This is a genomic window from Leclercia sp. 1548 (genome assembly GCF_050435045.1).
Lineage (GTDB): Bacteria > Pseudomonadota > Gammaproteobacteria > Enterobacterales > Enterobacteriaceae > Enterobacter > Enterobacter adecarboxylatus.
In genome coordinates this window covers 629,739-651,532 of the sequence record NZ_JBNDJP010000001.1, presented here as the reverse complement: position 1 = coordinate 651,532, position 21,794 = coordinate 629,739, and the positions used below count along the sequence as shown (strand labels likewise).

The following is a 21,794-nucleotide window of genomic DNA, read 5'->3' as shown; positions in this document are numbered from 1 at the left end:
GCGCTGCATTATTCGTAGCCCTATTTTAGTAAGGAGTAAAACATGTTGCGGACTGCATATCATCCTGTTCAGACAAGAGCACCCTTTGTTCCCGCTGTAAACATGGCTCGCCTGCCTCATATGAGGGTGAGGGAGAGTGGTAAGCAGGTCACGCTGCATTTGCATATTCCCCTTAACAGAGACGGCGAGAAAGCGATTGAGCTACGCAATACAACGTCTTACCGGCCAGGTGTGCGTAGCGAAAAGATGTTTGCCGTTATTCAGGAGATGGTGGTCTGGATTGAAAACCACCTTGGCTCACCCCTTAGTGTGCAGGACATCTCCCGCAAGAGTGGGTATTCAGTATGGCATCTGCAACGTACCTTTAACCAGTTAACGGGGTTCAGCGTTTATGAGTTTGTCCGTACCCGAAGAGTGATTAATGTTGTTTATGCTTTAATCCGGGAGGATAAACCTTTGCTGGATGTCGCACTGGAAAATGGCTTCAATTGCCAGGTCTCATTTACACGCACCATCAGGCAACTCACGGGATATACGCCGGGATATATCAGACGCAATTTCATTCTGAATAATAAGTGCTTAATCAGCATCCTTGAATCATTAATGACGCGAAAATGATCGGCTGTGTCATGAACTATTACGTCATCGCCGCGCAACCCGCCTGCGGTGAAGAGAAATGAAATTTTTATTGCATGAAAAAAACGCCCGTTAATGGGTGATGACTGAACGACAATTACAGGGGATATTTGTGAACGTTAAACGTAAAGCCTTGGCGGTACTTCTTGCTGCTCAGATGAGCGCAGCATTTGCGGGTACTATGGAGAATGCACCGTTACCGACCAATGGTGTGGACGCATTTCTTAAGGCGTTGAATAGCGCAGGCGGAAAACCGATAGAGCAGCTGTCTGTACCCGAAGCACGTAACGTGCTTATTGGCGCCCAAGCTGGGGTAAAATTACCCCCTGCCAGCGTCTCTGAAAAGACCATTACCGTTCTCGGAAAACCGCTCACGTTGACCATTGTTAAGCCGGAGAACGCGACCGGAACGCTGCCGGTGTTTATGTTTTTCCACGGCGGCGGCTGGGTACTGGGTGACTTCCAGACCCATGAACGTCTGGTCCGTGATCTCGTCAACGGCTCCGGGGCGGCAGCAGTATTTGTAAATTACACCCCGTCACCAGAAGCGCATTTCCCGGTGGCCATCACCCAGGCCTATGAGGCAACGAAGTGGGTTGCCCAAAACGGAGCAGAAATTGGCGTGGACGGTAAACGTCTGGCACTGGTCGGTAACAGCGTTGGCGGCAATATGGTTGCTTCTGTCGCCCTGCAGGCCGAGCGTAACCATACCCCTGACGTCCGCTACAACGTGATGCTGTGGCCGGTAACGGATGCACACTTTTCTAATGCGTCTTACAACCAGTTTGCGGAAAATCATTTCCTTACTAAAAACATGATGAAGTGGTTCTGGGACAACTACACAACTTCCGAGCAGGATCGCGCGAACAGCCTGGCTTCACCTCTGCGCGCCAGCGCAGCAGAACTGAAAGGATTGCCGCCGACGCTTATTCAGACCGCAGAGCTGGATGTTCTCCGTGATGAAGGCGAAGCGTTTGGCCGTAAGCTCGATGCCGCCGGCGTGCCGGTAACCGTGACCCGCTATAACGGCATGATCCATGACTACGGCCTTCTTAATGCCCTGAGCCAGGAGCCGACCGTGCGGACGGCTTTACAACAGGCTTCATCGGAGCTTAAAACGCATCTGCAATAACTCTCTGACTATTACCTTCCACTGATGTGCTTGTCATACTTTATGCCCGCGGCGCGCGGGCTTTTTTTTGGTGTTTTCCCTGGCACCTAAGACGCCTGTATTCATCGATAGCCTCTGGGCGTCACCCTCCGGGTTTGCGATGCGACTCAGCAGGTAAACGCCTTCTCCTTCGCCAGCAGGAACGGACGCAGATACGCCACGGTATTCGACAGCGGGATCACCTCATCGGCGAGCTTAATCTTCAGCACTTCACGAATGTACGTCCGGCGGGTGACGATCCGCGCCCACAGCGCCGGGTACGCCGCCTGGATTCTGTTTTGCAGCGCCGCATCTGCCAGGGCGATACTCTCCTCGGCGCTGACCCCGGTATAGCCCGGTACGGAGGGGATAATATCGATCTGCAGGATCATCCCGCTTTTCAGCGTCTCGGCGGAGTGCGGATAAACAGGGGAGGAGAGCCACTCTTCATCGGCGCTGAGGTGGCCCGGATTCAGATGCCAGCCATACTGCGCTTTGTTGAGCACCTGTTCGATGTGGGCGTACAGTTCACCCCCCGGCATCCCAATGCGGATAGTTTCAAGCCAGCTGGCAACCGCGGCAAAATAGGGTTTCGCCACCCGATCGAGATAATCTTTTTGCGCTTCGGGCAGCTCGCCCTCGTCGGCAATCACAAACCCGGTCCGGCTTGATAACCCGCCTTTAAAGGCCGTAGTCATCGACAGGGGCTGGCCGCGCTCAAGCTTTTTGTAGGTGGGATAAAAGTTCGCTTTCTCAAAACGCTGCCCGGCGGCGGCAATGGTCACCACCGTCTGATACTGGCCTTCTGCCGCGAGCAGCGCCCCGAGTTCGGTTTCGCGGATCCCCGGTTCCACCGCGTTCATGGCCTGCAACATGCAGCCGGAGGCAAGGTTAGCGCCATACTCGTAATGCGCGATTTCGTTCTCGTTGTTGGTTACGCGGGCGCCGTTGTCGCCGCAAATAAACAGGTGCGCCGCGTTCACCAGCTGCGCGCCGGTGCTGTTCTTGAGCGCCTCGACGATAAAGTACGGCAGATCGAAGAGTTGCGTATTATCAGCCCTGGTCGCGGTAAACATTTTCCAGCCAACCAGCCCGATTCGGTTCAGCCTGTGAAGCCCGGTCTCACTGAACAGCGTCTCCAGCGAGGTTTCATTCTCCATCGGCTGGTTCGGCAGCGAAAATAACGGGCAGTGCTTCAGCGTGACCGGGATCCGCGAATGCTGCGCCATCTTCAGATTTTCATTACCCAGAATAGCGGTCGCAGCGCCTGATTTATCCAGTATCAGCAGGCCTTCCTCGAAGCGGGGCACAAACCCGGTCAGATACTCAAAATTACCCCCGTGCTCCTTATCGGCGTAAATCACGAGGGCATCGAAGCCCGCCTCGTTCATGCGGGTCAGCACCTTATTTTTACGCTCAAGCAGGGTGGCATCGGTGAGCAACACCGGGGGCACATCGGTGAAATGGCGCGGCGCAGGGATAGGCTGGAGCTGGATCATCATTGACCTCATCGTCAGGAGCAGGGCTGTCAGGCGCTTTTCCGGGCATGAACCCGTACGGTGGACGCAGGGGAATTTACCAGTTTATTTGCCGGTCGCACCGGGCGGCGCACCAGCTCTCCCTGGCAGTTGGGGCAGCGATGGTTGAGGTGAGTTTCAGCGCAGGCGGCGCAGAAGGTACATTCAAAGGAGCAGATTCGGGCGTCCAGGGCATCAGGAGGCAGGTCGCGATCACACCATTCACAGTTCGGGCGAAGTTCGAGCATAGGTTTCTTCCTTTCAGCGGGTTGCGTCTGCCTCACTATGCCAGAGAGACCGCAACCCCGCGACAGCGATATCGCAGGGTTGAGAGCGTTGTCCATAGTGTCGGAACGGCTTTCGCGTCTATCTCTTCATGAGTCAGTTCCCGTAGAAAGCATAAATGCCCGTAAGGGCATTTATGCTTCGACTGAATCTATCCTGTCAGAGACTGATTAGTGCCAGAACAGCGCAATCAGGATAATGATTGGGATCGGGACACCTAAAAAGAACAGTAATAGTGAGCGCATGTAAACCTCCTGCTTAATTAAGTATTAAAGATCGCGTTGACGGCCGCCCCAGGTCGCACACAAGCTGGCTACAAAAGCACCGGCCAACAGCGAGATGAATGTCCAGAGCATCAGATAGCTGGTGGCTTTGCGGGCTTCATCAGCAACCTTCTGCGCTTTCTCTTTCGTTTCTTTTAATTTCGCCTGGGCTTTGTCATAGGTGGTTTGAACCCGTTGTTCAGCTTCTTGCTGACTGATACCGGTACGTTGAGCAATCAGCTGCGCGACATACTGGCGATCTTCCTGAGGTAACTGGCCGGTACTGATACTGTTAGCAAAGATACCGGTCACTTCATTCAACTGAGCGGGAGAGAGTTCCTGCTGTGGCGCGGCAGGTGCCGGTGCAGCGGGTGCTGCTGGCGCATCTGGCGTCGCGGTTGGGTTTGCTGGAGCAGCAGCTGGCGTACCCGGACGGAACATGGAATTAACGAAATAGTCCATTGGCGAACCTGAGCCGTCAGAGGAATCTTTCGCCATCCCCGCTGCGCCGCCGACGGTGGCTGCAGCTGCACCGCCCGCAACGGAACCGACCACTTTAGCACTGCCGCCTACGATGGCGCTGACCGTAGAGGTTAACAGCATCGCCGAGACCAGCGCGGCAACCGCCCATGCCAAAAATCCGTGGGCAGTATCGCGGAAGTAAATTTCATTGGTATGGGTAGAGACCCATTTGGTGCGCAGGCGTCCGGCTAAATAGCCGCCCATGCCTGACGCCACAATTTGCGTGAACGTCAGCCACCCTATGGCCGCAATACCGACAGTACCGGCATCAAGCCCGTCATTTTCCCAGGGAGACACAGTCGTCAGGCCCAATCCTGCGCCCAACATAAGCATAATCAACGATAAAGACGCTGCCGCCGCCGCGCCAGCAAAGATGGCGCCCCATGATACTGCACTGCTGCTGCCCGCGTCGGGCAGAGGCAGACGCGGCTCAACATACTGAGTATTAGCAGTGGAATGATCGTGAATGTGAGTCATAGCTGTTGTCCTTTAAATAATCTTACGCCGGAACGCAAAACGGGAGTTTGCGTTCAGTACCAGGAACTGATTGAAAAAACAGGAAACATTATCAACTTCAACATTAAGGCTCTTTAAGGACGAAGTGGGGCAATTTATAATAACGATGTCATTAAAGATTAAATTAAATAAAAACAGTAAATGTAACTAACCCATGATTTCAGGATAGTTGATAATGTTGGCCCGGACACTTTTTGAAGCAAATAAATACAAAGCTATATTGTAATGATTTGTAAGTGCGTCGGGGTTATGCAACTCAGCGTTGCTATTATTAAGACGTATGATTATGTGACGGGAAAATAATCCCCATCCTGTCCAGGTTATTAAAACGATCGCCACAAGCTGGCGTGATAATTAAATAGGCCAGTGCCAGGTTTTATAAAAGTCCGTTACCGCATAAAGTAACGGACTTTATAATCAACCTTATTTATCACCGGCATCAGGTTTATTGACTCAGGCGACGCCAGTACCACCATCAGAACACCAGACCTGACCGGATGCGTAAGAGCTGCTGTCAGACGCCAGCAGAACGTACAGTGGCGCTATCTCAACAGGCTGGCCAGGTCTTCCCAGCGGGGTATCGGCACCGAATTGCTGCACTTTTTCCTGAGGCTGACCGCCGCTGGATTGCAGGGGCGTCCAGTAAGGACCCGGTGCTACAGCATTGACGCGAATCCCTTTAGGACCCAGCTGTTTTGCCAGTGATTTGGTGAAGGCCACGTTACAGGCTTTAGTCTGGGCATAATCCAGCAGGATCTCGCTAGGCTTGAAGGCCTGCACCGAAGAGGTGTTAATAATGACCGCGCCTTCTGACAGGTGACGCAGGGCGGCACGAGTGATCCAGAAGGGAGCATAAACGTTGGTTTTGAAGGTCGCATCGAAAGCGGCTGTCGTCAGCTCTTCAATGGACTCGCAATACTGCTGTCTGCCCGCGTTATTCACTAAAATGTCGAGGCCGCCCAGTTCACTCACCGCCCGTTCAACCAGCGTGTCGCAGAACGATTCCACCCGAATATCACCGGGGATCGCCACGGCTTTACGGCCTTCAGCCTGAATCAGCGCGATAACGGCCGCAGCATCAGATTCTTCTTCCGGCAAATAGCCAATGGCCACATCGGCACCTTCGCGGGCATAAGCGATCGCGACTGCGCGTCCAATACCGGAATCACCCCCGGTAATAAGTGCTTTTTTACCTGCAAGTTTGCCAGAACCGATATAACTGGTTTCGCCATGATCGGGGATTGGCTTCATTTCCGATGCCAGTCCTGGCGTTTGTTGCGGTTGCTCCACAAACGGTGGGCGTGGATAGTGTTTTGAAGTGATGTTTCCTGATGTCATCCCGACCTCCTTAGTCAATGAATATAAATAATAGTCACTGTGACGTGACACACATTTCCGGGAGGCAAAATTCGGACGATTCTTCTTTTGAATATATTTTTGCTTTTTTACGCAGGATGTCTTACCCAAATATAGGGTACGCCCTGTACGCAGAAATCAATATCTCATCAGGGCAATTATTTATGCGGATGCTTGCGTGTCATACGGGAAATAATACGCCTGAGGTGTCGTTCAGGTGAACGCTGTCGCGGCGCGTTGCGGGGCAATAAATTTACTCCGCCGTAACCGGGTCAGAAATGGTGGATATCCGCCTGGTTACCGGGAGAGGGGAATCAGCGCCGCAAGGTTTTTTTGTGGTGACCTCTCAACCCCCAGTCAATATGTTAGAATCCGCAAAACACCAGGCGCAAATAAGCAAGAGGGAGAAGATGGTAAGGAAAAACAGGATCGTTGTGGATTATTCGTTATCCATTTTAGAGCGCACTAAAGCCAGTAAACTTATTAACGATCATAAAAAAGAGTATCTCAAACCCTACGGTTATCTTTCACTCATTCAAAAGGCGGCGGTCTCTGTTTTAGGGGTAGCGGCGTTATTTACGCTTATTACGCTGCTGATGTTAAGCCTGAAAACCGCCCCCGACGCTGCTTTTTTTGCCAGAACACGTAACTTCAGTATCGCTCTGCTGGTGCTGTTTGGTGTCGCGTTGGCCCTGTTCAAACTCTATGACGTGTTGATGAATAACATCATGAAGAAACACCAGCGGGTTGAGCAGGAGGACCCGGAGACCTTACAGAAAGTGAAGCTAAACCGCTTCTTTATTGAAAATATCACCAACACCGCCAGCGGGAAAATCTACTGGAAAAACGTTAAGGACAGCTACCGGAAAGGTGGATTTATTTTTATCCATATGATGAACGATAATTGTGTGGTGATACCGGAAAGGGTTTTTGCTTCGGCCAGCGAAGCCGCAGAGGTGTTTGATTTTATCAACGAGCAGATAGCGCAAAATAAATAAACCATGACAACCCAACAGCAATTCAGCTTTGCCACTCGCCCGCTGGTGCCTTTCGCCCATGATTACACGCATGGCGAAACGGAGCCGTGGCACAGTCACACCTGCGCCCAGCTGCTGCATACCCTGAGCGGGGTGGTGCGCGTGGAGACCGCGCAGGGGTTCTGGATTGTACCGCCGGGGCGGGGCGTCTGGCTGCCTGCCGGGACGCAGCACCGTCTGCTGATCACCGGCAACGTGGCGGCACGGACGCTGTTTATCGATCCTTTTGCCCGGGCGGATCTGCCCTCGGTTTGCCAGGTGGTGCAAATTTCCACCCTGCTGCGCGAGCTGATCCTCGCCTCGCTGCACCTGCCAGAAAGCTACGCGGCGGGCAGCAGGGCCGAGCGCATTTATGAGTTGATCCTCGATGAAATCCGCGGAATAAGCGTGCTGCCGTTCAATCTTCCCGAGCCAGAGGCACCGGCACTGCTGGCGCTGTGCCGCCAAATTCAGGCCGAGCCGGGCGCGCGCTGGACAACGGCGCTGGCGGCCAGCCAGTTAAACATCAGCGAACGTACCCTGCTGCGGCATTTTCGCCAACAGACCGGGCTGGCGTTCAGCGAATGGCTGCGCAGGGCGCGGCTGATGGAGGCCCTGAACCGCCTGGCGCAGGGGCAGTCCGTGCTCCGGGTGGCGCTGGACCTCGGTTACGAGAGTCACAGCGCCTTTAGCGCCATGTTCCGTCGCACCCTCGGCGTGACACCGAGCGACTACTTCCAGCCTGAGTCGCTTTCCGGCAATGCGTTCAACAATGCCTGAAGCGATGCCCGGGAAACATCGTTGTCGATGCCCGTTCCCCAGCGGCTCACACCCTGCTTAGTGCTGCAACGAATATAGGCCGCCGACCGGCTTTCGCTGCACCTGCCGAGGGTATGCTCGTGATAATCCTCGATCGCGAATGTCAGATTAAAGCAGGTTTTTATCGCACTGGCGGCGGCAGAGAGCAGGCCGTTGCCTTTCCCCTCTAAGGTCACAATACCTTCGGCGGTCTGCACCCGGGCCGACAATACCAGCCCACCGTCCGGCTGGCTCTCCGTCCGGTAGTCCAGCAACTGACGCGGGGCGAGCTGATGCGGGCCATACAGCTCGCGGTAGAGCTGCCACAGCGCGCTCAGCGTCATCTCGTTGCCTTCCCGGTCGGTGTGGGCCTGAACGTGGCGGCTGAAGTCCTGCTGCAACGCCCGGGGCAATACCAGACCGTGGTTTTGCTCCAGCATCCAGGCCGCGCCGCTTTTCCCGGACTGGCTGTTGACGCGGATCACCGCCTCATAGCTACAACCGATATCGTTCGGATCAACGGGAAGATAGGGCATCTCCCAGCGCGGTGAGGCTGACTGTTCCCGGGCATGAAACCCTTTTTTGATGGCATCCTGATGAGAGCCAGAGAAGGCGGTAAACGCCAGCTTACCGGCATAAGGGTGGCGCGGATGCACCGGCAGCTGGTTGCACTGCTCCACCAGCTCCACCACCTGCTTCATGTCGCTGAAGTCGAGCTGCGGCGAAATCCCCTGGCTGTAGAGATTCATCGCCAGCGTCACCAGACAGACGTTGCCGGTGCGCTCCCCGTTGCCAAACAGACACCCTTCCACGCGATCGGCCCCGGCAAGCAGAGCCAACTCGGCGCTGGCGACGCCGCTGCCGCGGTCGTTATGGGGATGCACGCTAATACAGACGTCACGCCGGCGAGAAAAGTGACGGCAGAAGTACTCAATCTGATCGGCATACACGTTGGGCGTATTCACCTCGACCGTGGCGGGGAGGTTGATGATCATCGGCCGGGCGGAAGAGGGTTCCCAGACATCCGCCACCGCCTCGCAGATTTGCAGGGCGAAGTCCGGTTCGGTGAAGCAGAACGTCTCTGGCGAATATTCGTAGCACCAGCGAGTCTGCGGGTGAGCCTCGCACAGGGCGCGGATCTGGCGCGTGGCGCTGACGGCCAGTTGCACGATCTCCTCTTTGCTCTGGCGAAACACCAGCTGGCGGAACAGCGGCGCGGTGGCGTTATAAAGATGCACCGTGGCGCGTTTGGCACCCTCGAGAGAGGCAAAGGTGCGCTCAATCAGATCGCTGCGGGCCTGGGTGAGCACCTGAATGGTCACGTCATCCGGGATCCGCTGCTCCTCAATCAGCTGACGGACAAACTGAAAGTCCGTCTCTGAGGCGGAAGGGAAGGCGACCTCGATCTCCTTAAATCCACATGTCAGCAGTTGCTCCCAGAAGCGCAGCTTGCGCGGAATATCCATCGGTTCGGCCAGCGCCTGGTTGCCATCGCGCAGGTCGGTAGAGAGCCAGCGTGGCGCGTGGGTTAAGGTCTTTTCCGGCCACTGGCGGTCAGGTAACGCAATGGGGGCAAAGGCGGCGTACTTTTGCGAGGGATTGGGCAGCATGGTTATTCTCCAGGTGATGTTGTGTTTTTATCCTGGCGAAAAAGGGGGCAGGGCACTGGCGCAAAACTGACAACCTGTGGCGAGGATCCGCCACATCACATCGCCCTGTGCAGCGCCTCTTCCATCAGCTGCTCCAGCTTCGTCTGGGCTGTGCTTCCGCTCTTTTGTTCCAGCGTGATCCCCAGGCTTCCTGGCGCAGGCAGAACGCTCTCCGCCACCCGCAAGTTGCCCGGCATGCCGATACGGGTGCGCAGCGTGACGCCGAGTCCCGCCTGCACCGCCGCCCAGATGCCGCTCAGGCTGTGGCTGACAAACACCACCCGCCAGGGGATGCCCGCCTGGTTCAGGCAGTCGATGGCACGGGCGCGCATCAGGCAGGGGGAGTCAAACATGACCAGGGGCAGAGGTTCGCCCCGGGCCAGCAGGGCACCGATGTCCATCTCCGGGGGCTGGATCCACGCCATCTGGCGCTGGCCAATCAGCTGGCCCTGGCGCTTTTCCTGTGCGTTCTGCCATAGCAGCACCATATCGAGGGCGTCATCATCAAAGGCAGTGAGCAAAGCCCGGTTGCGATCGACCCGGGCAATGATCCGCACATCGGGATGGTGGCGTTTAAATTCCCCCAGAATGCCCGGCATCAGCGACTCGCCAAAATCCTCCTGCATGCCGATGCGGATCTCCTCCTGTAACTGTTCCCCTTTCAGGGCGCACTGCATCTCATCATTCAGGGCCAGCATCCGGCGGGCATAGCTCATGACGATTTCGCCGTCGCGGGTCAGCGCCAGGCCACGGCCCTTTTTCATCACCAGGTCTGCCCCGCACTGCTGTTCCAGCTTTTTCAGCTGGGCGCTGACCGCAGAGGTGGAGCGGCAGAGGCGAATGGCGGCCTGGGCGAAGCTGCCGCACTCCATGCCGGTGACAAAACTGCGCAGGGCATCGAGGTCGAGCGTGGGCGGGATCTTGTTCATAATCGTCCTGAAATACGGGATGGTAAGCCGCATATTATTTGATTTTCAGGATGAAAATATCGCGCCAGAATCGGCTTACTGTCAATACGGAGAGCACACCATGGCGAAATCACTGACTGCGGAAACCCTGTCCCGCGTCGCACCCAAACTGGCCGAGCTGAGCAGGGAGGTCCTTTTCAATGATATCTGGAAGCGTGATGCGCTCTCCCCGCGCGATCGCAGCCTGATCACCCTGGCCGCCCTGACGGCCCTGGGGCGCGTCCAGCAGCTGCCCTGGCATATCGACTTTGCGCAGCAAAACGGCCTGAGCAAAGAGGAGATCACCGAAGCCTTCACCCATCTGGCGTTCTACGCCGGCTGGCCTGCGGCGGTGTCGGCCCTTGGCTGCCTGGACGAGGAGTAACCCCGATGCCTTTCACCCGTATCTCCCTGCGTCCGGGGTACAGCGACGTGCAGATCGCGCAGATCTCCGACATCCTGCAGCAGAGTCTCGAGGCGGAGTTTGCCGTCCCGCCCGGCGATCGCTTTCAGATTTTCGAGGCGATCCCCGCCGGGCAGCGCCTGTTTGACCGCCACTATAAAAGTGGAGGACGCAGCGACAATTTTATTCAGTTCCACATTCTGGCGGGCAAGCCCCGCTCGCGCGAGCAGAAGCAAAATTTCTGCCGTCTGCTGTGCGATCGGCTGCACGCGGCGCTGGGCATACACCCGGATGATGTGATGGTGATGATCCACTTTAACACCGCCGATGACTGGAGCTTCAGCCAGGGACGGATGCTGTCGGAGGAGGGGTTATGATCGTGATGCAATACCGCTTCACCCTGCCTGCCGACTATGACATGGCCATCGTTGAGAAGCGCATTGCGCAGAACGGTGCCCGGCTGAACGGTTTCGCCGGGCTGCTGTTTAAAGCGTTTCTCGTCTCGCGACGTGAAGACGCCCATACCGAAGAAAACCGCTATGCGCCGCTCTACGTCTGGGAAAATGTCGGGGCGATGGCGCAGTTTTTACAAAGCTCTGGCTTTCGCAAGCTGACCGAGGATTTTGGCTGGCCGCAGATCGATACCTGGCTGGCGCTGCGCCTGCCTGCTGTTGATGAGGTAAAAGAGGCCGCCTGGCTGTCGATGGATCGCCAGACGATCGTCCCCCACAGCGACCTGTCGGCGCTCACCCTGCGTACGCCGCTGTGCGCATGGGATGTCAGCCGCTGGCAGGTGTTGGAGGTCGGGTTTGGTGACGCGCCGCAGGCGGGAAAAGAGAATTATCGCATCGGCTACGTGGCGAGCGGTACGACGGGTTCAACCGTAGTCCTTCCTTAGGCGTGATTTCCCTGCGGGGGAGATTCGCGGGATCGGGTTGGCACATTCAGAGGAGAGCGGGGCGAGCAACCCGCTTTCCGTCTCAAACGGTAGCGGCGGCCTGGCTTATATATCCTGTTGCGTATAATTACGCCCCGTGACAGGCATGAAAAATGTGCGGGTGTATTCATCACCGCTGTGTTGCGCAAAACAACCCTTCCCCGTAGCAACAAAGTGAATTAAACCATTATGTTTATGGGTGTTTATTTGCGTTGTATAACGTGCTGGCTTGTTTTTTGTACGCCCGGAATAAATTTAACCTGCGTCTAATACTTTTTCAGACCAGACTTAATCTAAATTATAGCGTGCGGGCATGTCTAACTCGTTGATTTCTATAGTTAGAATTTTTCAATGAATTTGCTGAATCCATAATAGTCCGGTGACATATATTAATAGCATAATAACTAAATTATACTTCTTACCAATTGACAGAAGGATGAGGTTAGAATGCGGTTAATTGTCTTGTTGTTAAGCTTTGTGGTAACCATCCAGGCCTGGGCTGGTGAACTTCCCAAACCTGTCGGCAAAGTCCTTTTAACACTGTCCGGTAATATAGAAAATACAAATGAAGAGGGCAAAGCCGTCTTTGATATCGCCAGCCTTGAGAAACTGGGCCTGGTGAGTTTTAAGACCACCTCTCCCTGGTATGATGGGCGCACGACCTTTACGGGCGTGCCACTGAAAAAGCTCATGGAGTATGTTGGGGCGAAAGGGTCTGTCCTTAAAATCACCGCGCTCAATGATTACACAACCGTGATCCCTCTTAGCGATGCCCTAAAATACAACGTTATCCTGGCCTTAAAAGTCAACGGGGAGTATATGCGTATCCGTGATAAAGGCCCGTTATTCGTCGTGTATCCTTATGACAGCATGCCTGAACTGAATAATCAGATTTTCTATTCAAGGTCTGCGTGGCAGGTCAGCAAAATGATGATCGAATAGGCGTTCAGGAGAGCTTCATGAACAGGATACTGGCGGGCATCATTTTTTTCCTCTTTATCTCTACCGGGTATGTCTCTTTCCTTGTGCATGAAAGGCAGCAAGAGTTACAAAAACTGACGCATTACACTGATTCCTGGTCGGCGGCACAGTTGGTATCCGAATATTACCGATTTGAGTCCATGCTGGGTCTTTATGCTATCGATGAAACGCTCTCCATCGATGATGTACGCCTGCGCCTCGACATTATGCTCAGCCAGAGTGATTTAATGAAAGAAGGGGATCTGGGGTATTATATTGAAAGCTCTGAAGCGCATCAGGCCCTGGCTGCGGAGCTGGAAAAGTCCCTGAAATATCTCGATCTCCATCTTGAGCAAATGAATCGCTCAGAGCTCAAGACATATCTGAAGACGATGCATACCCTTGATGCGCCGCTCAGCAACCTTTCATCCAGTGCGTTAAATAAAGATGTTAACTCGATTAACAGCGCCAACCTTAAAATTCAGACGCTGTATTATGTCTATTCCGCGACCTCTGTCCTGCTGATCATACTCAGCGCCATACTGGGTACGCTGATATTTTATCAAAACAGAAATATTCTCAAGGCACACCTTCAGGTCCAGAGCCTGGCTGAAGAGCTGCAAACCTCGAAAGAAAAACTGCAAATCCAGAATACGCAGCTGGAATATGACGTCTATCATGACTCGCTGACCGGGATGAATAACCGCCAGTTCTTCTGGGATAATTTAAAAAAGATAATCGAGGTAGCAGAGAAAAATAATAATTCTGTGGTTGTGATGCTGTTTGATTTAGATCGCTTCAAAGAGGTCAATGATACCTATGGTCATGATGCCGGCGATATGTTGCTGCGCCAGATAGCCGACCGCCTGACGTCCATGAGCCTGACGACAGAAACGCTCTATCGCTTAGGTGGGGATGAGTTTGCGTTTCTTTCGCGTGGCCTGACAGAGAGCAGCGCTGTGTCGCGAGCGCAAAAAATATGTGACGCTATCAACCAGCCCTACACCATAGATAACACCATTATTAATATCGCGACCTGCGTGGGGATTGTGATCTCCGAAACGGAACGCCGCGCCGACTATCTCTATAAATTTGCCGACCTGGCGCTTTATGAAGCCAAAAAACAAGGCTCCGGCCAGATCAAAGTCTTCCGCCAACGCATGCTACAGAAGCTGCTGGAAAGCAGAACCCTTGAACACGATATGGCCATGGCCTTAATGAATAAAGAGTTCGTGGTCTATTATCAGCCTATTGTGGATTCGTTCAGCCAGGATATTTACAGCTATGAAGCCCTTATTCGCTGGGTGCATCCTCTGAAGGGGCTTCTGTCGCCGGATAGCTTTATTCCCGTTGCAGAAAAAACAGGCATGATTAACGAGATGGGAAAGTCTGTGCTTGAAATGGCCTGCCGGGAAGCGGCTACCTGGGCGGTACCGGCCAAAATCTCCGTTAACGTCTCGCCTGTTCAGCTCAGCAGCAAAGCCTTCGCCAGTATGGTGCTGTCCATTCTGAAAGAGACAGGCCTTGCGGCTGATCGTCTTGAACTGGAAGTGACAGAGTCTTCTCTCTTTACCGAGAACAGTACGCCGATGAATACGCTCAACAAGCTCAGAGCAGTGGGCGTGAAAATCTCCATTGATGATTTTGGCACGGGTTACTCTTCGCTTTCGCGGTTGAGTAAGCTGGCCTTCGATAAAATCAAAATAGACAAATCCTTTGTGCATTCCATATCCACGCAGGAAGATGCCCTGAAGATCATCAAACTTATCACCGGCATGGCGAAGTCCCTCAACATGCAAACTGTGGCTGAAGGGGTTGAAACGCAGGAACAGCTGGAAAATCTTCAGGCACTGGGGTGCGATCTCGCCCAGGGCTATCTGTTTGGCAAGCCTCAGCCTGGTATCGATGGCAGAATCAGAAACGGTTAAATCGCGAACGGTCTTCTGCCAGAGCGAAGACGTTAGAGGGAAAAGTAGGGCAGTCCGAACAGGTAAACCCGGCTTTGCGCGGTGAGTTAAACGGGGTGATGACCTGTCACCCCTCCGACTGCGGATACTTCGGCACGACCTCATCCGGCCCCAGCTCCCGCCCGTCACTTGCCACCATCGCCAGCGGCCGCAGCGGCTTGCGATCCCGGGCATCCACCAGCACCGTTCCCACATCCCCTTCAGCAAACAGATGCGCATTTCCCCACTGGGAAAGGGCCAGCAGCACGGTTTGCAGGGCGCGGCCCTTTTCCGTCAGAACGTACTCCTGCCACGCACTCCCGTCAGAGGCGGGTTGCAGCACCATGATCCCTTCGTCCACCAGCAATTTCAGCCGGGTCGCCAGCATATTTTTCGCAATCCCAAGGCTTTTTTGAAACTCACCAAAGCGTTTAATCCCATTCAGGGCATCGCGCACAATCAGCAGTGACCACCAGTCACCGATAATATCCAGCGAGCGGGCAACAGCGCAGGGACTCTCTTCCAGGCGGGTACGTTTCATGGTGGCTCCTTATCAGCACAGAGTTTTATTATAAAACCATTCTTCGCCGCCGCACAAAGTTTGCCGCCACTTTGCGGGTGTGCTCCAGGTAATCCGTCACAAATCTGTCACACTGTTTACGACAATAAATCAGAGTGAGGAATTAGGGATGAGAAAAGCACTAATCGCTGTCGCCGTGACATGCAGCATCGGTCTGTCGGGCGGCGTCCAGGCGCAAACCGTGCCGGAAGGGTATCAGCTGCAACAGGTTCTGATTATGAGCCGCCATAACCTGCGTGCGCCGCTGGCCAATAACGGCAGCGTGCTGGAGCAGTCAACCCCGGAAAAATGGCCGGAGTGGGATGTGCCTGGCGGGCAGCTCACCACCAAAGGCGGGGTGCTGGAGGTCTATATGGGCCACTACATGCGCGAGTGGCTGGCAGAGGAGGGCGTGGTAACCGCCGGGGAGTGCCCGACGGCGAACAGCGTTTATGCCTACGCCAACAGCCTGCAACGCACGGTGGCGACCGCGCAGTTCTTCATTACCGGGGCCTTCCCGGGCTGCGATGTGCCGGTGCACCATCAGGAACAAATGGGCACCATGGATCCGACCTTTAACCCGGTTATTACCGATAACTCCCCGGAATTCCGCGAGAAAGCGCTGCAGGCGATGAACAACGAGCGCCAGGGGATGAAGCTCGACGAGAGCTACAGCCTGTTGGAGCAGATGACCGACTACAAGGATTCGCCTTCCTGCAAAGAGAAACAGGTCTGTTCCCTGACCGGGGCGAAAGACACTTACAGCGCCGAATACCAGAAAGAGCCTGGCGTCTCCGGCCCGCTGAAGGTGGGTAACTCGCTGGTGGATGCCTTTACCCTGCAATACTACGAAGGCTTCCCGCTGGATCAGGTGGCGTGGGGCGAGATCAAAACCGACCAGCAGTGGCGGGTGCTGTCTCAGCTGAAAAATGGTTATCAGGACTCGCTGTTCACCTCGGCGGAGGTGGCGCGGAACGTGGCGAAACCGCTGGTGAAATACATTGATAACGTGCTGGTCACCGACCAGGCGAAGGCACCGAAAATCACGCTGTTGGTGGGGCATGACTCGAACATCGCCTCGCTGCTGAAAGCCCTCGATTTCAAGCCTTATCAACTGCCCGGTCAGTACGAGCGCACGCCGATTGGCGGCAAGATCGTTTTCCAGCGCTGGCACGATAAGACCGGCAACCGGGATTTGATGAAAATTGAGTATATTTATCAGAGTACGGAGCAGCTACGTAATGCCCAGGTCCTGTCGTTAAAAGCCCCGGCGCAGCGTGTCACTCTGGCACTGAACGGCTGCCCGGTGGATGCGGATGGCTTCTGTCCGATAGAGACGTTTAATACGGTGCTGAATACGGCGGCGAAATAAGTTTATCGCCTCTCTGTACTGACCCTAAAAGTGGGGCAGATTAACCGAGGCATATGAGAAAGAGTCCATGGAATAGATGGGCTCTTTTTTTCCTGTTAACGCTTTGATTAATACACCTTGATGTTTTCATCAATAGCCTGAGGGCATCTTTATAGAGAAGCAGACAGGCGACGTAATCGCCTTTTATTGCTGGTCTTGTGACATTAGCTCAAATCATGCAGTGCCTTATTCAGCGGCGGCGTTAAAAGGATGTCCTGAAACACGACATCAAGCCCAGCCCGTTCTGGCGTACAACACATTGTACCGATCCTGACCGGCCCCGGCGGAAAATAGCTCAGGCGTATTAAAGGCCACGTCTGTCCCTCTGTTGAATACTGCAGTCTCAGGCTGTCTCCTTTACGCGTGAGCCTCAGCCAGAACGCTCGCGCATCGCCGGGAAACATTCCTGTAGCCCAGTCGGAATGGCCGAGTGTCAGCACGCTGCCAATAGCGGGCGCGCCATCGTTATATTCAATACCCGCTTTTAGCCAGTGCTGTTCATTACCTATCATCATCAGTCCGGCCTGATCGTACAGCGTGGTAAAGTCTGCGCAGATCTTGAGCTGGAAAGTAAAATCGCCCTCAACCTCAGTGGCAAAGACATGACCGGTAAAGCGTTCAAACCCGTACCAGGTTTTGCGCCAGAAATCAGTTTTATCATCGGTGGTGACCTGTAGAGTGTCATTCTGGCACTGCCACTTTGCAGGCTCATTTATCCAGGCAAACGATGTAAACATAACAGCTCCAGAATGGGTTATGGCTGACTTCACAAACACATCAGTAGAAACCTAAGCACCCCTAATACCAAACGTCATCATTCATAACGACCTTCAGATCGTCGATGTCCTTGAGTTTACGGACGTAAAATTAAGCGGATGTAACGTTCAGAAAAAGCCTTCCGTGTAGATCCTCTTCGAGGGTATTTGTACATCAGAGTAGAGGACTCCCCATTCAGAGAGTCCACTAAAATGGATGCACTACACACCCAAAGAGGGGGGGTAACGTGTCGGGTGGCGCTTTGCTTATCCGACCTACCGAATCCCAACTCTGAACGGATTCTGTAGGCCCGATAAGCCTGGCGCCATCAGGCGTTAGTCGTTCGCGTTGGTATCAAACGTTTTTACGCTCAATGGTCTGCTCGCCCCAGAACAGCGAGTCTTTGTCGGTTTTGTCGAAGGCGATCACCAGCACTTCATCACTGCCTTCTTCCCAGATTTTCTCGGCCAGTTTTTCGTCATAGTTTGCGACTTCAAAAATCGCCTCGGCGATCTCTGGTGACGTATTACGTAAACGCGCAAATTCTCCGACGCGATGTGCTTTAGCTTCTTGAGTTGGCATAGTGAACCTCCTGTTGAGTATTAACCTTTCAGTTTAGCAGCCAGACCGGCAACGTATTCACCCTGATAGCGGGCAATGTTCAGTTCTGCTTCCGACGGCTGGCGTGAGCCGTCACCCCCGGCAATGGTCGTGGCACCGTATGGCGTGCCGCCGCGGACCTGTGAAATATCAAACAGCTCCGGCGTGCCGTAGCCGATGGGCACGATCACCATCCCGTGATGAGCCAGGGTCGTCCAGGTCGACGTGATGGTCTGCTCCTGACCGCCGCCGGTGCCGGTAGAGCTAAATACGCTGGCGATCTTGCCGTGTAACGCATTTTTGGCCCACAGGCCACCGGTCTGGTCGAGGAAAGTACGCATCTGCCCGGACATATTGCCAAAGCGCGTCGGGGTGCCAAAAATAATGGCGTCGTAATCGCCCAGCTCCTGCGGTGATGCTTCCGGCGCATCCTGCGCTTTGCCTCCGGCTTTGGCAAAAGCGTCTGCCGGCATGGTTTCCGGTACGCGTTTGATCACCACCTCCACTCCCTCGACTTTCCTGGCGCCGTCCGCCACTGCATGAGCCATGGTCTCGATGTGTCCGTACATGGAATAGTAGAGCACCAGAATTTTCGTCATTTCGCTTCACTCCTCGCATGATTTTGAAGGCAGCGGCATGCTGCGCTCTTTTAAAGATATGACGTGACGGCGAGACTGCAAATTTTGAGGGCATTTATTTGATTTCAAACATAAAACAGGGAGGCCTCTTTTACGTAGCAAAATGAAACATTTTCGGTATTGTGGATTTTTAGAATGATAAGAACGGCTTATGGTTTCGTTTTAGCGAACGTCATACGAAAGGCTGATTTCATATTGCAGAATATTACGGTTAGCTGGCTGAATACCCATACTCCACTAAGCTTAGGTTCACGTGGCGCAGTTAAAGACACTTTTTTAGCGCCATCAGGTGAAAGAATTCGCTTTCACTGAATACAGTATTAAGTCTTATGTTTTATAACTCTGGAGGTCCGACATGGCAAACCATCGTGGTGGGTCAGGTAATTTTGCAGAAGACCGTGAAAGAGCATCAGAAGCAGGACGTAAAGGTGGCCAGCAAAGCGGGGGGAACTTCAAAAACGATCCTCAACGCGCATCCGAAGCTGGCAAAAAAGGGGGCAAAAATAGCCATGGCGGCAACAAAAGCAGTTAAGTTGCAGCCGTCTGAAGTATGGGTCTCATGACCCCTGGCACCCCCCGCCGCCGGGCCTCCCGGCGGTTTTTTTATGTCTGTTATTGAAGTGTTATCAAATTCCTTTCACACTAGCGGATTGACTCATTGTGCTGGTGCCTCATGTCCTCCTCCCGTTATGCCTTTTCGATCAAACCGCAGGAAGCGATCCTGATCCTTATCACCATGTTCTGGGGTGGGACTTTTCTTGCCGTGCAGTACGCCGTTACGCTCAGCGATCCCTTCTTTTTTGTTGGCCTGCGCTTCGCCACGGCGGCTATCGCGGTAGCGATCATCTCCCTGAAAACGCTGCCTGGCCTGACCATGACCGAACTGAAAGCCGGGCTGGCGATCGGCGTCTCCATTGCAATGGGCTACAGTCTGCAAACCTGGGGGCTGCAGTCGATCCCCAGCAGTAAATCAGCCTTTATCACCGCCATGTATGTCCCGCTGGTGCCGCTTTTGCAGTGGCTGTGCCTGCGCCGCATGCCGGGTGTGATGTCCTGCATCGGCATCGTGCTGGCCTTTATCGGCCTGATCCTGCTGGCGGGGCCAGACGATAACCTGCTGGCGCTCGGGCCGGGGGAGATGATTACCCTGGTAGGTGCGGTGGCGATTGCCGCTGAGATTATTTTGATCAGTGCCTGGGCCGGAAAGGTGGACGTCAAGCGCGTCACCGTTGTGCAGTTGGCTACCGCCTCGCTGGTGGCGTTTCTGTCGATGCTCCCGGCGGGAGAGTCCGTGCCGCCGCTCTCGTCAGGCCTGGTGATTGTGGCCCTCGGGCTGGGGATTTTCAGCGCCATTATTCAGGTCACCATGAACTGGGCGCAGCGCAGCGTCTCGCCAACCCGGGCGACGGTGATCTACACCGGGGAGCCGGTGTGGGCAGGGATTTTTGGCCGTCTGGCCGGGGAGCGCCTGCCGTTACTCGCCCTGGTGGGAGCAGCCTTTATTATCGCGGGCGTGCTGGTGAGCGAGCTGAAGCTTAAAAGAAAGAAAAAGGCGCTGGCGGAGGCCGACAGCGCCACGCTGGATCAAGGTTCCTGAGTCACGGCTTCGCCCTGCGGAACTGCCGCCATCCGGCGGCTGAGCAGGGCGTTAAGCGCAATCGCGCCAAAGGTGGCGGTGCCGATCCCGCCCAGGGTAAAGCCGCCCAGGGAGAGAGCAAAATCACCGGCGCCCAGAACCAGGGTCACGGCGACCATAATCAGGTTGCCGTTCTGACTGAGATCGACCCGGTTCTGCACCCAGATCCGCGCCCCGGCCACCGCAATCAGGCCAAACACTACGATTGACGCCCCGCCAATTACCGCTGCCGGAATGGTGTGGATCAGCGCGCCAAATTTGGGTGAAAAGCCCAGCAGGATGGCGATTACCGCCGCCGCCACGAACACCAGCGTCGAGTAGACCTTGGTCACCGCCATCACGCCGATATTCTCGGCATAGGTGGTCACGCCGCTGCCGCCCACCGAGCCGGAGAGCATGGTCGCCAGCCCGTCGCCGACAAAGGCCCGCCCCATCCACGGGTCCATATTGCGCCCGGTCATTCCGGCTACTGCCTTCAGGTGGCCGAGGTTCTCTGCCACCAGAATTACCGCCACTGGGGCGATCAGCATCATCGCCTGGCCGTTAAAGGTGGGTGAGGTCAGCTGCGGCAGGCCAAACCACGCCGCCTGCTGCACAAGGGCGAAATCGACCGGTTTGCCAAACCCCAGTACGCTGGTGAGCAGGGCGTAGATCAGGCAGGCGAGGATCAGCCCCACAAGGATCAGCAGCCGCTGGATCATCCCCCGGGTAAACACCGCCACCAGGCCAATGCACAGCACCGTGACCACCGCCATCCAGCTGTCGAACGCCGAGCCGGACACCCCTTTCACGGCGATGGGGGCGAGGTTCAGGCCAATCGCCATTACCACTGCCCCGGTGACCACCGGCGGCATCAGCCGTTCTATCCAGCGGGTACCGAGCTTCATCACCACCAGGCCAATGACGGTGTAGATCGCCCCGCAGGCGATAATCCCGCCCAGCGCCACGCTCAGTTGCGGGTTAATCCCTTGCCCGCTAAAGCCGGTGGCGGCGATCACCACCCCGACAAAGGCCGCGCTGGAGCCGAGATAGCTTGGCACCCGTCCGCCGGTGATGACAAAGAACAGCAGCGTGCCGATCCCCGACATCAGTATCGACAGATTGGGATCCAGCCCCATCAGAATGGGCATCAGCACCGTGGCGCCAAACATCGCCACAGCATGCTGGACACCCATCACCGCGGTCTGCGCCAGCGGGAGGCGTTCATCCGGCGCGACCACGCCGCGGTCTGAAGAGGTCGATTTCAACTGCCAGTGAGGAAAACCGAATAGTGCCATCAGCTGCTCCTTAAGG

General features: G+C 55.0%; 23 protein-coding genes. 12 read left to right on the top strand and 11 right to left on the bottom strand.

Features of this window, described 5'->3' with window-relative positions:
* Positions 1-42: 42 nt before the first annotated feature.
* The gene (locus ABIE02_RS03250) at positions 43-618 is read left to right on the top strand and encodes a helix-turn-helix domain-containing protein (RefSeq protein WP_077227323.1); all 576 of its coding nucleotides are present in this window, start codon (positions 43-45) and stop codon (positions 616-618) included.
* 175 nt (positions 619-793) lie between these two features.
* Positions 794-1,768, top strand: coding sequence for an alpha/beta hydrolase (locus ABIE02_RS03245; protein ID WP_191152937.1), 975 nt, complete (start codon positions 794-796; stop codon positions 1,766-1,768).
* 146 nt (positions 1,769-1,914) lie between these two features.
* Here ABIE02_RS03245 and ABIE02_RS03240 read toward each other — a convergent pair whose 3' ends face one another.
* The 4 genes from ABIE02_RS03240 to ABIE02_RS03225 form a co-directional block, all read right to left on the bottom strand.
* Positions 1,915-3,288, bottom strand: coding sequence for a M24 family metallopeptidase (locus tag ABIE02_RS03240; RefSeq protein WP_419720662.1), 1,374 nt, complete (start codon positions 3,286-3,288; stop codon positions 1,915-1,917).
* Positions 3,289-3,314: 26 nt separating this feature from the next.
* On the bottom strand, positions 3,315-3,551 hold the full coding sequence (locus ABIE02_RS03235; RefSeq protein ID WP_077227320.1) for a DUF1272 domain-containing protein: 237 nt from the start codon (positions 3,549-3,551) through the stop codon (positions 3,315-3,317).
* Positions 3,552-3,857: 306 nt separating this feature from the next.
* Positions 3,858-4,850, bottom strand: coding sequence for a hypothetical protein (locus tag ABIE02_RS03230; protein WP_144884012.1), 993 nt, complete (start codon positions 4,848-4,850; stop codon positions 3,858-3,860).
* 492 nt (positions 4,851-5,342) lie between these two features.
* Entirely contained in the window at positions 5,343-6,227 is an 885-nt protein-coding gene (locus ABIE02_RS03225) for an SDR family oxidoreductase (RefSeq protein ID WP_077227318.1), read from the bottom strand.
* A gap of 296 nt (positions 6,228-6,523) precedes the next feature.
* On the opposite strand from ABIE02_RS03225, the gene ABIE02_RS03220 reads away from it, so the two are divergent.
* Both ABIE02_RS03220 and ABIE02_RS03215 read left to right on the top strand, forming a co-directional pair.
* Positions 6,524-7,243, top strand: coding sequence for a YcxB family protein (locus tag ABIE02_RS03220; protein ID WP_223610749.1), 720 nt, complete (start codon positions 6,524-6,526; stop codon positions 7,241-7,243).
* A gap of 3 nt (positions 7,244-7,246) precedes the next feature.
* Positions 7,247-8,041: an AraC family transcriptional regulator gene (locus ABIE02_RS03215; protein ID WP_150870452.1), complete on the top strand. Its 795-nt coding sequence runs from the start codon at positions 7,247-7,249 to the stop codon at positions 8,039-8,041.
* Here ABIE02_RS03215 and leuA read toward each other — a convergent pair.
* On the bottom strand, positions 7,993-9,669 hold the full coding sequence (gene leuA / locus ABIE02_RS03210) for a 2-isopropylmalate synthase (RefSeq protein ID WP_336995046.1): 1,677 nt from the start codon (positions 9,667-9,669) through the stop codon (positions 7,993-7,995). The genes ABIE02_RS03215 and leuA overlap by 49 nt on opposite strands.
* Positions 9,670-9,764: 95 nt before the next feature.
* The gene (locus ABIE02_RS03205; protein ID WP_077227314.1) at positions 9,765-10,637 is read right to left on the bottom strand and encodes a LysR substrate-binding domain-containing protein; all 873 of its coding nucleotides are present in this window, start codon (positions 10,635-10,637) and stop codon (positions 9,765-9,767) included.
* Positions 10,638-10,737: 100 nt separating this feature from the next.
* On the opposite strand from ABIE02_RS03205, the gene ABIE02_RS03200 reads away from it, so the two are divergent.
* The 5 genes from ABIE02_RS03200 to ABIE02_RS03180 all read left to right on the top strand — a co-directional run bounded on the left by ABIE02_RS03200 (position 10,738) and on the right by ABIE02_RS03180 (position 14,883).
* A complete protein-coding gene (locus ABIE02_RS03200) occupies positions 10,738-11,040 on the top strand; it encodes a carboxymuconolactone decarboxylase family protein (protein WP_059309130.1) in 303 nt (100 codons plus the stop codon).
* A 5-nt stretch (positions 11,041-11,045) separates the two neighbouring features.
* Positions 11,046-11,435 (top strand): tautomerase family protein, encoded by a 390-nt coding sequence (locus ABIE02_RS03195; RefSeq protein ID WP_336995047.1) that lies wholly within the window; start codon positions 11,046-11,048, stop codon positions 11,433-11,435.
* Positions 11,432-11,956, top strand: a complete 525-nt coding sequence (locus tag ABIE02_RS03190) for a DUF4865 family protein (RefSeq protein WP_336995048.1) — start codon at positions 11,432-11,434, stop codon at positions 11,954-11,956. Before ABIE02_RS03195 ends, ABIE02_RS03190 begins: the two co-directional genes overlap by 4 nt.
* Before the next feature lie 486 nt (positions 11,957-12,442).
* Positions 12,443-12,937, top strand: coding sequence for a molybdopterin-dependent oxidoreductase (locus ABIE02_RS03185; protein ID WP_130589047.1), 495 nt, complete (start codon positions 12,443-12,445; stop codon positions 12,935-12,937).
* A gap of 17 nt (positions 12,938-12,954) precedes the next feature.
* Positions 12,955-14,883: a putative bifunctional diguanylate cyclase/phosphodiesterase gene (locus ABIE02_RS03180; RefSeq protein ID WP_336995049.1), complete on the top strand. Its 1,929-nt coding sequence runs from the start codon at positions 12,955-12,957 to the stop codon at positions 14,881-14,883.
* A 106-nt stretch (positions 14,884-14,989) separates the two neighbouring features.
* Here ABIE02_RS03180 and ABIE02_RS03175 read toward each other — a convergent pair whose 3' ends face one another.
* A complete protein-coding gene (locus ABIE02_RS03175) occupies positions 14,990-15,442 on the bottom strand; it encodes a winged helix-turn-helix transcriptional regulator (RefSeq protein WP_336995050.1) in 453 nt (150 codons plus the stop codon).
* A gap of 148 nt (positions 15,443-15,590) precedes the next feature.
* Between ABIE02_RS03175 and agp the strand changes: the two genes are divergently transcribed.
* The gene (gene agp / locus ABIE02_RS03170) at positions 15,591-16,832 is read left to right on the top strand and encodes a bifunctional glucose-1-phosphatase/inositol phosphatase (protein WP_336995051.1); all 1,242 of its coding nucleotides are present in this window, start codon (positions 15,591-15,593) and stop codon (positions 16,830-16,832) included.
* A gap of 203 nt (positions 16,833-17,035) precedes the next feature.
* Here the strand turns inward: agp and ABIE02_RS03165 are convergent, their stop codons facing one another.
* The 3 genes from ABIE02_RS03165 to wrbA all read right to left on the bottom strand — a co-directional run bounded on the left by ABIE02_RS03165 (position 17,036) and on the right by wrbA (position 18,826).
* Positions 17,036-17,608 carry a DUF1349 domain-containing protein gene (locus tag ABIE02_RS03165; protein WP_336995052.1) on the bottom strand — a complete coding sequence of 191 codons (573 nt, stop codon included), beginning with the start codon at positions 17,606-17,608 and terminating at the stop codon, positions 17,036-17,038.
* A 373-nt stretch (positions 17,609-17,981) separates the two neighbouring features.
* Positions 17,982-18,209 (bottom strand): YccJ family protein, encoded by a 228-nt coding sequence (locus tag ABIE02_RS03160; protein ID WP_032617466.1) that lies wholly within the window; start codon positions 18,207-18,209, stop codon positions 17,982-17,984.
* 20 nt (positions 18,210-18,229) lie between these two features.
* Positions 18,230-18,826: an NAD(P)H:quinone oxidoreductase gene (gene wrbA, locus ABIE02_RS03155; RefSeq protein WP_032617467.1), complete on the bottom strand. Its 597-nt coding sequence runs from the start codon at positions 18,824-18,826 to the stop codon at positions 18,230-18,232.
* Positions 18,827-19,220: 394 nt separating this feature from the next.
* Between wrbA and ABIE02_RS03150 the strand changes: the two genes are divergently transcribed.
* Both ABIE02_RS03150 and ABIE02_RS03145 read left to right on the top strand, forming a co-directional pair.
* The gene (locus ABIE02_RS03150; protein ID WP_032617468.1) at positions 19,221-19,397 is read left to right on the top strand and encodes a general stress protein; all 177 of its coding nucleotides are present in this window, start codon (positions 19,221-19,223) and stop codon (positions 19,395-19,397) included.
* A 141-nt stretch (positions 19,398-19,538) separates the two neighbouring features.
* Positions 19,539-20,462, top strand: coding sequence for a DMT family transporter (locus ABIE02_RS03145; RefSeq protein ID WP_032617469.1), 924 nt, complete (start codon positions 19,539-19,541; stop codon positions 20,460-20,462).
* On the opposite strand, the gene rutG is transcribed toward ABIE02_RS03145, so the two are convergent.
* Positions 20,450-21,778 carry a pyrimidine utilization transport protein G gene (gene rutG, locus ABIE02_RS03140; protein WP_059308305.1) on the bottom strand — a complete coding sequence of 443 codons (1,329 nt, stop codon included), beginning with the start codon at positions 21,776-21,778 and terminating at the stop codon, positions 20,450-20,452. The genes ABIE02_RS03145 and rutG overlap by 13 nt on opposite strands.
* Between the last annotated feature and the right edge of the window lie 16 nt (positions 21,779-21,794).

What these genes read in the sequence shown, in the direction of transcription:
- ABIE02_RS03250 (WP_077227323.1), top strand. Translation starts at nt 43, where the DNA reads ATGTTGCGGACTGCATATCATCCTGTTCAGACAAGAGCACCCTTTGTT.
- ABIE02_RS03245 (WP_191152937.1), top strand. Translation starts at nt 794, where the DNA reads ATGAGCGCAGCATTTGCGGGTACTATGGAGAATGCACCGTTACCGACC.
- ABIE02_RS03240 (WP_419720662.1), bottom strand. Translation starts at nt 3,288, where the DNA reads ATGATGATCCAGCTCCAGCCTATCCCTGCGCCGCGCCATTTCACCGAT.
- ABIE02_RS03235 (WP_077227320.1), bottom strand. Translation starts at nt 3,551, where the DNA reads ATGCTCGAACTTCGCCCGAACTGTGAATGGTGTGATCGCGACCTGCCT.
- ABIE02_RS03230 (WP_144884012.1), bottom strand. Translation starts at nt 4,850, where the DNA reads ATGACTCACATTCACGATCATTCCACTGCTAATACTCAGTATGTTGAG.
- ABIE02_RS03225 (WP_077227318.1), bottom strand. Translation starts at nt 6,227, where the DNA reads ATGACATCAGGAAACATCACTTCAAAACACTATCCACGCCCACCGTTT.
- ABIE02_RS03220 (WP_223610749.1), top strand. Translation starts at nt 6,524, where the DNA reads ATGGTGGATATCCGCCTGGTTACCGGGAGAGGGGAATCAGCGCCGCAA.
- ABIE02_RS03215 (WP_150870452.1), top strand. Translation starts at nt 7,247, where the DNA reads ATGACAACCCAACAGCAATTCAGCTTTGCCACTCGCCCGCTGGTGCCT.
- leuA (WP_336995046.1), bottom strand. Translation starts at nt 9,669, where the DNA reads ATGCTGCCCAATCCCTCGCAAAAGTACGCCGCCTTTGCCCCCATTGCG.
- ABIE02_RS03205 (WP_077227314.1), bottom strand. Translation starts at nt 10,637, where the DNA reads ATGAACAAGATCCCGCCCACGCTCGACCTCGATGCCCTGCGCAGTTTT.
- ABIE02_RS03200 (WP_059309130.1), top strand. Translation starts at nt 10,738, where the DNA reads ATGGCGAAATCACTGACTGCGGAAACCCTGTCCCGCGTCGCACCCAAA.
- ABIE02_RS03195 (WP_336995047.1), top strand. Translation starts at nt 11,046, where the DNA reads ATGCCTTTCACCCGTATCTCCCTGCGTCCGGGGTACAGCGACGTGCAG.
- ABIE02_RS03190 (WP_336995048.1), top strand. Translation starts at nt 11,432, where the DNA reads ATGATCGTGATGCAATACCGCTTCACCCTGCCTGCCGACTATGACATG.
- ABIE02_RS03185 (WP_130589047.1), top strand. Translation starts at nt 12,443, where the DNA reads ATGCGGTTAATTGTCTTGTTGTTAAGCTTTGTGGTAACCATCCAGGCC.
- ABIE02_RS03180 (WP_336995049.1), top strand. Translation starts at nt 12,955, where the DNA reads ATGAACAGGATACTGGCGGGCATCATTTTTTTCCTCTTTATCTCTACC.
- ABIE02_RS03175 (WP_336995050.1), bottom strand. Translation starts at nt 15,442, where the DNA reads ATGAAACGTACCCGCCTGGAAGAGAGTCCCTGCGCTGTTGCCCGCTCG.
- agp (WP_336995051.1), top strand. Translation starts at nt 15,591, where the DNA reads ATGAGAAAAGCACTAATCGCTGTCGCCGTGACATGCAGCATCGGTCTG.
- ABIE02_RS03165 (WP_336995052.1), bottom strand. Translation starts at nt 17,608, where the DNA reads ATGTTTACATCGTTTGCCTGGATAAATGAGCCTGCAAAGTGGCAGTGC.
- ABIE02_RS03160 (WP_032617466.1), bottom strand. Translation starts at nt 18,209, where the DNA reads ATGCCAACTCAAGAAGCTAAAGCACATCGCGTCGGAGAATTTGCGCGT.
- wrbA (WP_032617467.1), bottom strand. Translation starts at nt 18,826, where the DNA reads ATGACGAAAATTCTGGTGCTCTACTATTCCATGTACGGACACATCGAG.
- ABIE02_RS03150 (WP_032617468.1), top strand. Translation starts at nt 19,221, where the DNA reads ATGGCAAACCATCGTGGTGGGTCAGGTAATTTTGCAGAAGACCGTGAA.
- ABIE02_RS03145 (WP_032617469.1), top strand. Translation starts at nt 19,539, where the DNA reads ATGTCCTCCTCCCGTTATGCCTTTTCGATCAAACCGCAGGAAGCGATC.
- rutG (WP_059308305.1), bottom strand. Translation starts at nt 21,778, where the DNA reads ATGGCACTATTCGGTTTTCCTCACTGGCAGTTGAAATCGACCTCTTCA.